Consider the following 15,092-nt stretch of genomic DNA (forward strand, 5'->3'; position numbering starts at 1 on the left):
GATTGGTTCGTCGATTGGTTGGCGCCGGCTGTATGTGCAGCCGGCTTCCTTAACACGGGCCTAGAACTTCAGAATATGAGAAAAATTTCAATCTGTATCCTTTATTTAACACTCTCTTTGTCAGTTTTATACGGTCAGAAGAAGGCCGGGAGTGAGGTATGGTTAACAGATCCCGATCATTCCATTTTATTCCGGCAGCAGCTCAAAGGATTTTCCTTTAGGAAGGCAGACAAGAAGCTTCCTCTGATACAGGTCGATGCTAAACAGAGTTACCAGGAGATTGACGGCTTTGGTTTCGCATTAACAGGTGGAAGTGCGCAGCATATCATCAAAATGAGTCCGCAGGCAAGGGCCGCACTCTTGAAAGAACTATTTGCAAATGATGGAAAGAACATAGGCATCAGTTACCTGAGAGTAAGTATAGGGGCATCAGATCTTAACGAAAAGGTTTTCACTTACAATGACCTTCCTGATGGTCAAACTGATCCTAAATTGGAGAAGTTTGACCTGGGGGCCGATAAGCAGGATGTAATTCCTGTACTAAAAGAGATCCTGGCCATAAACCCCTCTATGAAGATAATGGGCTCTCCCTGGAGCCCTCCATCCTGGATGAAAACAAATAACGACAGCAGGGGCGGCCAGCTCAAGCCAGAGTTTTATCAGGCCTATGCACAGTATTTCGTCAAGTACATTCAGGCCATGAAGAACCAAGGTATCCGTATTGATGCCATCACAATTCAGAATGAACCCCTTCACCCCGGAAACAATCCGAGCTTACTGATGGTAGCGCCAGACCAGGCATTATTCGTGAAAAAACACCTTGGTCCAGCTTTCAAATCGGCAGGCATCGATACCAAGATTATCGTTTACGATCATAATGCCGACCGTCCTGATTATCCGATTAGTATCTTAAATGATCCCGACGCAAGACAATATATCGATGGCTCTGCTTTCCATCTCTATGGTGGTAAGATCGATGCTTTAAGTGATGTCCACGCTGCACATCCTGATAAGCACATTTATTTTACTGAGCAATGGATAGGTTCTCCTGCAAACTTCAAGAGGGATCTAAACGAGCACGTCGAAAAGCTCATCATAGGGGCAAGCCGCAATTGGAGCCGTACCGTTATTGAATGGAACCTTGCTGCGGATCCGAAAAACGATCCCCATACCGATAGAGGGGGCTGCGACAGATGTTTAGGTGGAATCACCATTGATAAAGATTCAGTTAGTAGAAACGCGGGATATTATATCATAGCCCATGCCTCTAAATTCGTTAGTCCCGGTTCCGTGCGCATCGCTTCTGGAAACGCTGATGGGCTTCCTAATGTAGCCTTTAGAACACCTGCAGGTAAAACAGTTTTGATCGTCTTAAATACAAGTAACGGAGCCAAAAGATTCAATATAGCTTCTTCAGGTAAAGCAGCAATCACAAGCTTAAATCCTGGTGCCGTAGGCACCTATATCTGGTAAAATAAAAATCTGAACAAATGAAAAAAAGAAGTATAATACTTAGTTCAGTTCTTACCGGAGCTGTGCTTTTGATAAACTCAATAACGCCCGTTCCTGCAACAGCTCAGGGATTCCTGAAAGCAGAGGGAAAACAGATTGTAAACGAAAAAGGAGAAAACGTTCTGCTCAGAGGTATGGGATTAGGTGGCTGGATGCTGCAGGAAGGCTATATGCTGGGTTTGAATGAGGAGGGGCAACAGTACCGGATAAAAGAACGGATCGAGTCGCTGATCGGAAAGAAGCAAACCGAAGAGTTTTACGAGACTTGGTTGTCTAATCATACTACCCGTGCTGATATAGATTCTTTGAAAGCCTGGGGTTTCAATTCCGTGCGCTTGCCTATGCACTATAATCTCTATACTCTGGCAGTTGAAGAAGAGCCCGTTGCTGGTAAAAATACCTGGCTATCTAAAGGATTTGCTTTAACTGATTCTTTGCTTGCCTGGTGTAAGGCAAACCAGATGTACCTGATCCTGGACCTGCATGCCGCTCCTGGCGGACAAGGTAATGATCTTAATATATCTGACAGAGATCCGGCAAAGCCCTCTCTATGGCAGAGTGATGCTAATCAGAAAAAAACGGTAGCATTATGGAAGAGGCTTGCTGAGCGATATGTCAATGAGCCATGGATCGGCGGGTACGATATCATAAATGAACCCAACTGGGGCTTCCAGAATCCTGAGAAAGACAAAAATGGCACAGGCGAACAAAAGAACGAGCCTCTCAGGAAATTGATGGTTGATATTACAAAAGCAATCCGGGATGTAGACAAGAAGCATATCATAATCATAGAGGGTAACGGCTGGGGAAACAATTACAATGGAATCCTTCCTCAGTGGGATAACAATATGGTTCTAAGTTTCCATAAGTACTGGAATTTCAACGATCAGAAATCCATCCAGCAAATTATCAACTTCCGCGACAAGTATAATATCCCAGCCTGGCTGGGAGAAACCGGGGAGAATTCGAACGTTTGGTTTACCGAAGCTATCAGCTTACTTGAAAAGAATAATATCGGCTGGTCTTGGTGGCCATTGAAGAAATTAGGATTTAATAATCCACTACAGATCCGTACTAATCCTAATTACGAACAAGTGCTTAAATACTGGAATGGAAACGGAAATAAGCCGGGGGAAAGCAATGCATACAGTGGGTTACTCGAATTAGCCAGGTATACCAATATCAGTACAAATATTTTGCATAAGGATGTAGTTGATGCTATGATCCGTCAGCCATTCACTTCTGAAACTCGTCCCTACATCTCTCATGTCTTAAATGGTAGTCTGAAAATCAATGCGGCTAACTATGATCTTGGAAAAAGCGGACATGCCTACGCTGATAAAGACACAGCAAATTATCATATTTCAACTGGTAAGCGGTCATCAGGTAATAAAGGGGGGGCCTATCGTAATGATGGCGTAGATATCCGCAAATCCTTTGAAGGTTACGAAAACTATTTTATTACCGATATAGAGGATGCAGAATGGCTTCAATATTCTATAAATGTTACCAATGCCGGAAAGTATCATATTAAACTAAAAGTTGCTTCAGACAAAGACGATGCTAAAGTATCGGTTTTAAACGGAAGCAATATTCTCGCTAAAGAGGTCTCTATTCCTAAAACCGGAGGTGCCGAAAAATGGGATTTGGTAGAGATCAAGAATATCAGCTTAAACAAAGGTAAAAATCAATTAAGGATAGCTGCAGACAGAGGCGGTTTCAATCTCTCTGCAATTGAAATAAATAAAGCGAACTAGGGCGTCATTCTCAAACTTAATTATTCATTGGTCAACTTGCTTACATCAATAAGAGTGCGGTTCTTAGCCGCGCTCTTTTATTGTAAACGAGCATTTCATTGATTAATATTTCTTAAAAAGTAAAAATCCCCTTCCGAATTAGAAAAAAGCATTTATATTACAGCTTCTTTAGTTCATTTGTTAAGTATTTTCATGATGAGTATCAAAAGGTTTCCATAGACCTTTGATCAATTAGTGAATTAAGAAGATTTTTATCAACCATTTAATTTAATAAAGTAAAAAAGGAGTACATGATGGACAAACCTATAGTAGTTGGGGCCTGTATTGAGGATGCATTTATTTCTGCGGGACTAGTTAACCTTGAATCAAGGGAACTTGTTCAAAGTAGCTTGAGGCGAAAAAGAGTGAACCCTTCAGGAAGTAAGGAGGAAATAATTTCAGCCTGGTCTGGGGTATTAAAAGAGGTAATGAGCATGCCTGGTTTTTCATCTGGAAAAGTTGGTATAGGTATTCCTGGACCAGTAGAGTATGAAGAGGGAATTTATCATACCCTGAATAAGGACAGGTATGGTAACCTGGAAAATCAAAATGTAAAACAGTTGCTTTCAGAACAGACCGGAATTGCTAAGGAGGATTTCAAGCTGATCAATGATGCTGCTTCTTTTTTTCACGGCGAGGTATTTGGCGGGGCTGTCCGGGGATATAAAAAGTCATTTGGATTAACGCTTGGAGTGGGACTCGGTTCTGCTCGTTATGATAATGGAGTGCTCGAAGATGCCAACCTTTGGAATATGCCTTTCGCTGATGGCGTTGCCGAAGACTACCTTTCTGTAAACTGGCTGGTTAATCGATTTAAAGCTCTTTCAGGTATAGAAGTGTTAGACCTGGTAGAAATGAAGCGATACGCTCCAGATCCAAACGTTCAGCAGGTATTCGATGAATTTGCTAGTAACCTTGCCTCGTTCTTACTGGAAGTGATTAAAACAGAAAAGCCCGAGGTAGTGCTTATAGGGGGGCATATGGAAAGTTCTAACAAATATTTCTTCGATAAAGTAAAAGAAACCGTGTTGTTAAATGGAGTGAAAGTTCCGATTATGAGGGCCATTTTAGGTGAAAAAGCGAGTGTGATTGGAGCGGCCTCTACTTGGTTTAGCGAAGGTAAATTACACGTTTAATTGATAATCTTCCCCTTTTACCAGCCCTAGAAGGGGAAGAATGTTTTAATTTAGCGCTTTATGAAAATCATCATCTACCAATTATTTATACCTGCTTGATCTTATGAAAAAGAACCTACTTACGCTGCTGTTTTTTGTACTGTGCTTAAGTGCATTCAGTCAGAAAACGGAATATACTCAACTTAATAACATCCGCTATTATCCTGATTCGCTTAATCAGGCTGATAAGTACCTAAGCAACCAATGTGTCTTGGATATCTACTACCCAAAAAATCAAAAGAGCTTCAAAACAGTGGTATGGTTTCACGGGGGAGGTTTAACAGGCGGAAGGAAAGAAATTCCTTCAGCACTCAGGGACAAAGGTATTTGTGTGGTAGGGGTAGGGTATAGACTTGCTCCAAATGTAAAGGCGCCTGATTATATAAAAGATGCTGCGGCTGCCGTAGCCTGGACATTCAGGAACATTCAAAAATATGGCGGAGATCCCTCATTAATTTTTCTTTCCGGCCATTCTGCAGGTGCTTACCTGGTTGACATGGTTACTCTGGATAAGCAATGGTTAAATACTTACGGTATTGATGCAAATAAAATAGCAGGACTTATCTCCCTGAGTGCCCAAGCAATCACTCATTTCAATATCCGTAAGGAAAGAGGACTGGCAGATACAAAAGTGATCGTAGATAGCCTGGCTCCTTTAAACCTCGTTAGGGCAGATGCTCCTCCCACCCTGCTTGTTACCGGCGACCGGGAGTTAGAGATGTTAGGGCGGTACGAAGAGAATGCCTACTTGTACAGGATGTTTAAACTAGTAGGGCACAAAGATGTTCGTCTGCTGGAATTACAGGGGTATGATCATGGAGGTATGGCAGAACCGGCTTTCCCTTTACTTCTTAAAGAGATGGATAGGGTTTCCCAACTCAGGAAATAGTTATTTGGCAGAGCCCTTACCGGTACGCTCTGCCTGCTTATTTCTCCAATATCTGAACCAGATATCCATATAAATTAATCTCGGGATTAAGGTTGAGCTTTTTGCGAAGGCGATACCTGGCAACTTCCACAGCCTTTGGGGTGATGTTCATCAGCTGAGCAATTTCTTTCGTCGACAAGTTCATTTTTATGAAAGCGCATAGTTTGAGTTCATTTGCTGTTAACTCCGGGCACACCTTCTGTAAATTTTTAAAGAAGTCTGAGTGAACTTTGTTAAAGTGAGAATTGAACTGTTCCCAGTCCTTTTCACCTTTCTCTACATCAGCAATCAGGCGATGAAGTCTCTTGAAATTAGCTGAATTTCCATTGTTTTCGCTTCCTTTTGAAACAACAGCCAGTTCATCTTTTATTTTCTCAATAACTTTCCCACGTTGAACCAAATGCATCACCATATTGGTCAGTTCCCGGTTTTTGAAATCAATATCAGCTTCCAGTTTTTCATTCTTCAAACGAATGATCTCTTTCTCCGTTTTATCCCGTTCAAGTTGATTAAGGTAATGCAGCCGCTCCTGTGCTTTGATGTGTTTCTTTTGTTGCCATTTCAACAGACGCGAAATCAGGAAAATAAAAACAAAGACATAAAGAATATAGCTCCACAAGCTTCTGTACCAAACAGGCGTAATGACAAAACTATAAGCAACAGGGTCAGACTCAAGTCCCGAGTTGTCCCTGGCCTTTACCTTAAAAGTATATTTTCCCGCAGGCAAACTGGTGTAATCTTTTTCGCTCTTACTGCTCCAGGGCGACCAGCTTTTGTCTATTCCTTCCAGAAAACAGCTGTACTCCACATTGCTCTGCTCATTATAAAAGGTAGAGGAAAACTCGAAATGCAGGAAGTTTTGGTCATGACTTAAAGAAGGAATACTTTTTCTCGCCTGCCTGGCTACAATGCTTCCCTGCTCTGTAAAATATCCGCCATGAATAATGCTATCTTTTTCTCCGATGATTTTTACCTGACCTAGTAAAACCCCTAGCTCTTTTTTTGTTTGTTTGAACTTATCATAGTTTATATGTAGAACGCCTTTGGTTGCTCCTATGAAAATATTGCTGCTATTGTAGGGATAGATAGATTCAAAGCCGCCCACTATCTTTTCCTTTATTTCAGGGAAGTAAGTCACCTGTCCTTTTTTCTCTTCTGTTAATTCAACTACCCCTACTTCTTTTGCCCGTGTTACAAACCAAACATTCCCATCGTTGTCTTCTTTCAAATATATTACCGGAATATTGTTGAAATAGGGCTTGAAGAAGGATGAGAAAACAAACCGGTTTGAGGCTTCGTCATATTCATAAATACCCTTTTCGGTAGCAATAGCAATCCTGTTATGTACCCGGTAAACGTAATTATATAAGGTAGAAGGCAAACCATCTTGTTGAGTATAAAGGGTATATTTAACCACGTTTCTCAAATCTGGAGACAGCTGGATCTTATAGATGCCATGATAGGGGTGGGATGCCCATGCGATATTAGTAGCGTCGTCGTATACCAGGAACCTTAGCGATTCATTAAGTCCATTTACGGTAGTGGAAGGTGCAAATTGTCCATCCTCGAAGTTTAATAACTGCAAACTGCTATAAGCACCGGCAATCACTTTTTGAGTAGGGTACACCTTCGAGAAAGGTTGAAGGATCCACACACCCGATTTTGAATAAAGGGAGTTTATTCCTTTCTCATTTAAATTAAAAAGACCTCCTTCATGCGCAACCAACAACTTGTTATTTATTTCCTCTACATTCCAGATCTGACCGTGCAAGTCAGGAACTTTACTGAACTCTCCTTTGCTTAGGCTAAGGTCGGTTTTGCCACTCTCCAGATTGGTGTAATAAAGACCGTTGGATGATCCGATGTATAATCTGCCATTAAAAACCTTTGTGGTAAAAGTTACCTGATTAGTTCTGTTTGGACGGATGTATTTTATTGCACTATTTATTGCAATCATATCAATACCGTCATCCAGTCCCAGCCAGAGGGATCCGTTGGAATCCACAAAGGTGGCACGGATATTATCATTTTGCAGGCCCTCGGGGTAGGAGTAACGTTGCACCAAGTTGCCCTGTTTGTCGAGAATAAGCAGGCCAGAAGAGGCAGTTCCAAGAGCTATCCAATCGGTTCCGATATTTGTTCCACTATAAACGCGGTCGGCAAGAAGGATCTTATCGAGGCCTGTGGGTTTACGTGTCAATTTTTCTCCGGCTAAAGTGAACAAGCCATCTTTCATAGTGCTAAAAAGGACTATATCTTTACTGTAGGATAGTACGGAAGTGATCGTAGTTCCGTTAAGGCTTGAAGTGCCCGGAATAGGCTTCCATACTCCATTTTCAAAAAGGAATACTCCTCTGTCCTTCGACTGGGCGTAAACCTTATTACCTACATTACCTAAAAAACTCCATTCAAAGTCTGGTTTATACACATTTACAGCTCCCTCTTTATACCTGATTATACATGATAAAGAGCGAAAGAAAACTTCATCCCTAACTATAGCTATATTCCAGATATGGGCCATAGTCCTTTGTTTTTCGGGGATCAGGTTTAGAAGAGAATGATATTTCAGCACTCCATTCTTACCGGGAAAGAAATATCCTAGCTCGTCCTCGCCTCCTACATAGATCCTGTTTTTAGAATCCACTTTCACAGACTTAATCCCCGTAAGGTTTGGTAAAGAGAACTTGTTCCAATACCTGCCATTAAAAGTTAGCAAACCCTCTTTATTGCCAAAATAGAGGATTCCCTGCTTATCCTGGGTTACTGCATAGTTTTGGATCCCGCTTTTATATTGATCTGCACTATAGTTAAGAATTTTAGGAGAGGCTATCTGGCTCTGGCCAATTAGATTAAGCGATGCAGTAAATAGAAAAAACACAAGAACAATGCGTACCATCAAATCGCTTGCTGAAAAATAAAGATTAACAATAGTCTTAAAGGTTAATTTTGTCACCGGATCCTTACAGATTCGTATAGCTCGAAAAGAGCGGTTAAAGTAAGAAATCTTTTCTGCATCCAACAGATAACATTATCACAGAAAGCGCATTTTTGCCCCTACATTACCACTACAGATTGAAGATAAGTAAAAGAAAACCCAGATATTGCAAGCTGACTTATTCCTATTGCAAGCTTTTATCTCTGATAACAATGGTAATCAGGATTGCGAAAAGGAGGGTGAGGAGTGAAAAGTATTTTTCGAAATCAGTCTTTGCGAAAAGGTTGCCTATTGTGTTAAGAACAAATACTACGAGGAAAAACCAAAGGATGAAGGAAATTACTACTTTCGGAAGGCTGAGGCTGATAAGTTTACCTTTTACCATTAGGGTCAACCCTAGCACGACATTAATTAAAATTGAAACACTTTCAAAAACATACATTTCCTGGTCATTCTTTAGTCGCCCGCCCCAGGTAATGCTGTATGGTATTACCTTAAATATAATCAGGAAATGGAATGCAATAACTGCTACTAAAATAAGCAGCAATACATTTATGGCTTTATTTGTTCTTGTCATTGTAATTGCATCAAGTATTTAGGCCAAATAAAGCTAAAAATCAGGAAAAATACAGGAGCTTTAAGGGCTCCTGTTAAGAATAACTTTACAAAAAGATACCTCCGGATACTTCGATACGCTGACCATTGATCCATTTCGCATCCTCCGTACATAGAAAGGCGACAACCCCTCCGATATCATCTGCAAGACCAACACGGCCGAGAGCTGTTAAAGAAGAGATATGATCGTTAATATCCTTATTATCTCTTACCCTACCTCCACCAAAGTCAGTTGCGATCGCTCCCGGAGCAACTACGTTTGCAGCAATTCCCCGCGGACCAAGCTCTTTCGCCAGGTATCGGGTTAATACTTCAACAGCCCCTTTCATTGAGCCATAGGCAGAGGATCCCGGAAACGAAAATCGTGCAAGCCCAGAAGAGATATTGATGATCCTGCCGTTGTCATTTATGTGGTTTAATGCCTTTTGCGTAAAAAAGAAAACCCCTTTTAAGTGGATATTAAAAACTTCATCAAATTGTTCTTCGGTTGTTTCAGCAAAGGGGGCATACAAGGCTGTCCCTGCGTTATTGATCAGGAAATCAAAAGAGCCTTGCTCATTCTGAGTTTTTAGCCAGGTGTTTAAGCGACCAAAAAAATCTCCGAAGGATTTTGTGTCGGCAGTATTCAATTGAAATGCTTCTGCCTGTTGTCCTAAGGCGCGGATTTCCTCAACCACTTTGTCGGCTTCGACCTTATTCTGGTTATAAGTTAGAGCTACGCTTATCCCTTTTTTTGCAAGGCTAAACGCCATCTCTCTGCCAAGACCGCGACTTCCGCCAGTTACTAAAGCAATTTTGTTCTGTGTATTCATTTGAGGTATCTATAAGTCAAATTTTAATAACACAAAAGTGCTCTATAGTTTGCGGCCAAGTTTGCATTGTTCAAACCGATGCTTGCAAAATTCAAACATATAGATCCACTAAATCTTCATCTATTCACGGGCAACCTTTCAGGCTTTATTTCGCTCAACTTTTTTATCCGGGTCCAGCATATCCATTAACTTCAATCCCAGCAAACCGCTGATCGGACCTTCACTACCATTTGTATTACCGCCGATCAACACATCAGGAATGATCTTCACTTTACCTTTACCAAGCTCCTCCGTGATCTTAAACTTCGTAAAATTGTCACCGCCCATCGCCCTTACTTGAAGCTCATAAGCTTCCGCGGTAGATTTACCTATGGCCATGATCTTTTCTGCTTCAGCTAAACCTGTTTTTGAGATCTTTTCCGCTTCGGCACTGGCGTTAAGTTTTGTAGCTTCAGCCTGTGCTGCCGCCCTCAACCGGGTTGCTTCTGATTCGGCACCTGCCCGCATTTTAGTCGCCTCAGATTCAGCATTTACCTGAAGTTTCAAACTGGCAGCTTCACCTTCCGATTTTTTAACCGCTGCATCCGCTGTGCGTTGCGCAATTTCAACACTTTGCTGTGCCTTTACGATCTCTTTCTGCATATCTGCGATAGCCGTTTCTTTCTCCATACCCTGCCGTTTCTCTTGGGCCAGCTTCTGGGTTTCGTAAGTTTTTTCTTCCTCTTCAGCTATTTTACGGTTTGTTAATGTACGCATCAAAGCTTCCGGAGGAACAATATCACCAATAAGAGTATCTACAGCTATCACATTATATTCTTCCAACACCTGGCGTATATGTTCCCTGGCCGATTCCTGACGCTCCTTACGGGTGGTCAGGAAAGAAATAACGTCACTATCTTGTGCCGAGTTCCTGAAATAGTTACCGATAGTAGGCTCAAGTACCTGGGAAACCAAATTGGTCATGCTGCCGAAACGGGCGATAACTTTAGGAGCCTCATTGGCTGGAACGTGAATGATCTGTGCCACATCCAGATTGAAGGGGAAACCGTCACGGGACCTTACTGTTATCGTTGATAAGTTTTTATCCAATGCGTGAGACTCACTTCTGGCGTTTGCCCAGTTAAGAACAAGGTTCGTTGTAGGCACACATTCCACATTCATAGTATAGGCATTAATTGGATATTTACCCGGACCTAAAGCTTCCATCCATACACCTCTGTAACCCTTACCTACAATATTACCATGCTTAAAAGTATCTCCCGTTACGTCGGCTCCATCTTCTCCGATAAAGGAAATGACAACGCCAACGTGGCCGATCGGAACGGTAGTCATTGGAATTTCTTCAATTTGAACAGCCCATTTGTTAATATTGTAGGAACCAGCAAGTACGATCTGCGGTTGCAAACCTCTATTTCCTTTCAGCTCCAGGAAGGTATCAAAGTCCTGGAAGTTATTATGTCCATCAACAGTTTTACCAGCTATTTGTCCCGCCGAGATTGGAAGACCATCCAGCGTGGTAACAATTCCCACCATGTTTTCACGGATGATGGTCATATCGATAATAGAAATATCAAAAGCAAATGTGTTGATACGGTAGGTACCCGCTGTAATAATAGAAGTTTGCCTGCCTTTCTGCCCTCCGTTAGCGAGGAATGCTCCTGCATCCTGAAAATTGTCACATTCAACCCTTCTGCCCAAGATGTTTCCGGTGGGGATCTCCGCTCCATCTTTCGATAATATCAATCCCACTTTGCCATGTGGTATAACCGTAAAGGGTTGTAGCTCCACACCGTACTGCCATGGCCACATATTCCAGTAAAGCCCCGGAGCAAGAGTTCTCGCCTGGAAACCCGCTTCTCCTTTAGTTGCGATAATACGCCCATCGGGCAGCTCCTTATTTGGCCCATAAAGAACAAACTTCTTGGTCACCAAACCGATGCGGTCTTCCGGAACTATAACCATCCCAAAGAAGAATCTGAGAATAGGCTTGTAAAAAACAATACATAGCACGAGTATTAACAGCCACCCGTAAGCTAGAACTTGCATAAAATTATCCATCTTATTTTTGAATGTTTAGATTGCTGCAAGGAGGGATGCTATTGACGTGCCAGGAAATTGAAGAGGCTCTGGACGTGTTTAAAGGCTGCTTTTAACCTTTTATACGCCTTCTCTCTTTTCAAAATGGAAGTAGTTTTTTCAAATTGAAAAACTGATTTGTTTTATACAGGCTCTAATTTATATATTAGAAAATCAAAGCTTATCATCCATGCAATATCTGTTTCCACCTAAACCTTCAGACATTCGCGAAGGAATTACCAATGTAAGTCCCGCGTTTAAAAAGGAAGTCGTAAAAGTTTTTCTGCTTTGCGTTTTATTCCTACTCTGGTATTTAGTCCTTTTAGCTGGAACTGTGGGAATAGCGTTCCTGTTTGGCTTCCTGGGTATCCTTTTAGTAAGCGAAGTGCAGCATTTTGCCACCCTGATGATTGCAATAGGAGCAGTTGTGATGGGGGTAATGCTGATCGTATTCATGCTTAAAGCGCTCATTTTAAAAAAGACAGACCCGGTGCCAACAGTAGGGGAAGTAACACCGGAAACCGAACCTGTTTTTTACGAATTTATTAAAAGAGTATGCGATGAAACCAGGGCACCATTCCCAAAGAAGATCTACCTGGTTGAAGATGTGAATGCATTCGTTAGCTACGATTCAACATTCCTCAGTTTACTGTTCCCGGCAAGAAAAAACCTATATGTTGGTTTAGGCCTGATAAACAGCTCAACCATCAGTGAGCTCAAGGCTGTAATAGCGCATGAGTTCGGGCATTTTTCCCAGGGAAGCATGAGGTTTGGAAGTTATGTGTATCATTTTAACCAGATTATTTACAAGATCGTAGCGGATAATTCAGGATACAACGCTACGATCGAAAAATGGGCAAGTTTCAGTAACTATTTCGCGCTGTTTGCTAATATTAATATGGGAATAATAAGAGGGATCCAGTGGCTGATGGTGAAGTGTTATGAGATCCTGAATAAGGGATACAGAAGCTTGGCGAGACAAATGGAGTTCCATGCAGATAGTGTTGCAGCAAGTGTAGCCGGTTCTGCTCCCCTAATTACCAGCCTCTACCGGATTGACCTGGCAGTTGAAAGCTATCAGCATTTGCTTAATTATTACAACCAGTCTATTAAGGATAATTTCCGCGCGGATAATTTGTATACCCATCATTTTAAGTTGATGCAGTTATTAGCGCAAAAAGAAAATGTTCAGCTAAAGAACGGTTTTGCGATGGTGGATGCAGAGACCATAAATAAATTAGGAAGGAGTAGGGTGGTGGTGAAGTATCAATGGGCATCCCATCCATCTACAGCAGACCGTGAAGCAGCCTTACTTAAACTGAGTATTCCCTCAGAAACAATAGATGAATCAGCATGGAAGCTGTTTGCAGATCCGGCAAGTATTCAAGTAGCTAATACTGAAAGAATATACCAGAGTGTAAGTTTCTCCTCCGAGCCTGCTTTGTTGGCAGTGGAGGAGTTTGAGTTGAAGTATCAGGAATATCTCAGTTCTACGAATTACCAGCCCGAGTATAAAGGATATTATAATAACCGGAACGTGGCGACATTTGAGACCAGCCTTGATAGTTACATTCCTGAAGACCTCTCTATCGAGGATTTGTTTTCCGAGGAACATTTAAGTTTGCCAAAGACAATTGCCCAAATAGAAGGAGATATTACCGTCCTTGATTCTATCTCTGCAGTAGGGACAGGGTTCAAGAGTTTCGATTTTGAAGGATTAAGATACCCCATAGGCGATGCTTATTCTATAACCAATCATCTGAAAAATGAACTACAGGAAGTTCAGAAGAAAGTAAATAAACATGATCAGGAGATCTATTACATTGCACGGCGGAATGCTCTAGGGCAGGGAAAGGCCGAAGAGCTTGAGCATGCTTTTGGATCAATGTTCAGGCAAAGTGAATTAACTGAAGCAGATGTTCGTTTATATAATGAAATGGCGGAAGTAGTAGCTCCTGTGTATTCCACGCTGCCGATCGAAGAAATAAAGGCCCAGGTAATGATAATCATTCGTAAAGAAAAGGAGTTGAAAAAACGAATGACTGAGATCCTGGAAGATCCGAAGATCGGCGAGGTGGATTCTTTCAAAGACCATCTGACATCCATCAAAGAGCTATGCGAAAGCACCCACTTGTACTTCAATGAAGGCAGGTATCTCAATGAACAGCTCGATTTACTCAATACTGCTGCTAATGCATTCTTAAATGTAAGCAGCGAGTATTATTTTATGGTGAAAAAAGAAGCATTAGAAGTTCAGCTAAGGATGTTATATCCTAGTCGCATTTCAGTAGGATCGTAGGGATACGCAGCGAATTGTCATAGAATTTCAAGGAAAATGAAAGAGCGTAACTCGGAAATTTTCTTAGCGTAGAACACAGCATATTCAATAAGAATAGAAGATTTTCATAGTGTTAGATTAGTGGGTTAGGTTGATAAAAAGCGAGCGGTATTACTGCTCGCTTTTTTGATTTTGGAGCTTTTTGAATTTTTTCTCCATCAAATTCAGCGGCTTACAGAAATCATCTAATTCATTTTTGAATAATTCAAATGAATAACTACATTTGCACTCGCTAACAATTAGCAGCGCTCATAGCTCAGTCGGTTAGAGTAGAAGACTCATAATCTTTTGGTCCCAGGTTCGAGCCCTGGTGGGCGCACAGAACAGAAGCTTCCAGAAATGGGAGCTTTTCTTGTTTTAATGGTGTCATAGGGAGGTTTGATAGAAATATCTTGGATCAATCCAAACAGCGGAATTAATAATAGTACTTATGAAGTAGTAACAGATAAGACTGGTTTAATATCCATACTTATCACTAGCAAGTCTTCTATGAATCTAGGAACTCTAAATCATCGCTATTAATTTGGCAAAAGCATGGCCTGTTGAAATAACAATATGGAAAACAGTAATAAAAAGTACCACACAAGGATATGCCCATTGTTTATAGGTCAATGCTAGCTTATAATTTCGCTCACGAATGCTTCTGTTAAAAATATTTGAGTTTTCTAATGCATTTTTAGCAGCATACGGGAATAAGGATCTGAAGCATAGCAGGTAAAATATTATTATTCCCATAATAATTTTATCTTCATTTACGAATACGTGAGGGAATGAGACTAATTCCAGTAAGTTTAAAAGATGTTCCATTTTGTATGTCTTTGTTATAAAACATCGGCTTTTTCCATTAGTTTAAATACCTAGGAAATTTACATGGAACAATAATTGAACAATAAACCGTAAATTTG

9 protein-coding genes and 1 tRNA gene are annotated in these 15,092 nt (G+C 41.2%); 6 read left to right on the forward strand and 4 right to left on the reverse strand.

Features of this window, described 5'->3' with window-relative positions; translation table 11 throughout:
- Positions 1 to 75: 75 nt before the first annotated feature.
- From J4N25_RS17180 to J4N25_RS17195, 4 genes are all read left to right on the forward strand, one after another.
- Positions 76 to 1,473 (forward strand): glycoside hydrolase family 30 protein, encoded by a 1,398-nt coding sequence (locus J4N25_RS17180; RefSeq protein WP_207423022.1) that lies wholly within the window; start codon positions 76 to 78, stop codon positions 1,471 to 1,473.
- 17 nt (positions 1,474 to 1,490) lie between these two features.
- Positions 1,491 to 3,269 (forward strand): cellulase family glycosylhydrolase, encoded by a 1,779-nt coding sequence (locus J4N25_RS17185; RefSeq protein WP_207423023.1) that lies wholly within the window; start codon positions 1,491 to 1,493, stop codon positions 3,267 to 3,269.
- Positions 3,270 to 3,559: 290 nt separating this feature from the next.
- A complete protein-coding gene (locus J4N25_RS17190; RefSeq protein ID WP_207423024.1) occupies positions 3,560 to 4,444 on the forward strand; it encodes an ROK family protein in 885 nt (294 codons plus the stop codon).
- Between the two features lie 103 nt (positions 4,445 to 4,547).
- The gene (locus tag J4N25_RS17195) at positions 4,548 to 5,372 is read left to right on the forward strand and encodes an alpha/beta hydrolase (RefSeq protein WP_207423025.1); all 825 of its coding nucleotides are present in this window, start codon (positions 4,548 to 4,550) and stop codon (positions 5,370 to 5,372) included.
- Between the two features lie 37 nt (positions 5,373 to 5,409).
- Here the strand turns inward: J4N25_RS17195 and J4N25_RS17200 are convergent, their stop codons facing one another.
- From J4N25_RS17200 to J4N25_RS17215, 4 genes are all read right to left on the reverse strand, one after another.
- On the reverse strand, positions 5,410 to 8,364 hold the full coding sequence (locus J4N25_RS17200) for a triple tyrosine motif-containing protein (RefSeq protein WP_369410867.1): 2,955 nt from the start codon (positions 8,362 to 8,364) through the stop codon (positions 5,410 to 5,412).
- A gap of 166 nt (positions 8,365 to 8,530) precedes the next feature.
- Entirely contained in the window at positions 8,531 to 8,923 is a 393-nt protein-coding gene (locus tag J4N25_RS17205) for a hypothetical protein (RefSeq protein WP_207423026.1), read from the reverse strand.
- Between the two features lie 85 nt (positions 8,924 to 9,008).
- Positions 9,009 to 9,773 (reverse strand): SDR family oxidoreductase, encoded by a 765-nt coding sequence (locus J4N25_RS17210; protein ID WP_207423027.1) that lies wholly within the window; start codon positions 9,771 to 9,773, stop codon positions 9,009 to 9,011.
- A 138-nt stretch (positions 9,774 to 9,911) separates the two neighbouring features.
- Positions 9,912 to 11,831 carry an SPFH domain-containing protein gene (locus J4N25_RS17215; RefSeq protein WP_242695912.1) on the reverse strand — a complete coding sequence of 640 codons (1,920 nt, stop codon included), beginning with the start codon at positions 11,829 to 11,831 and terminating at the stop codon, positions 9,912 to 9,914.
- A gap of 208 nt (positions 11,832 to 12,039) precedes the next feature.
- Here J4N25_RS17215 and J4N25_RS17220 point away from each other — a divergent pair, with 208 nt between their 5' ends.
- On the forward strand, positions 12,040 to 14,148 hold the full coding sequence (locus tag J4N25_RS17220) for a M48 family metallopeptidase (RefSeq protein ID WP_207423028.1): 2,109 nt from the start codon (positions 12,040 to 12,042) through the stop codon (positions 14,146 to 14,148).
- A 284-nt stretch (positions 14,149 to 14,432) separates the two neighbouring features.
- Positions 14,433 to 14,506, forward strand: a tRNA-Ile gene (locus tag J4N25_RS17225).
- Positions 14,507 to 15,092: the final 586 nt, after the last annotated feature.

This window comes from Desertivirga brevis (genome assembly GCF_017355835.1).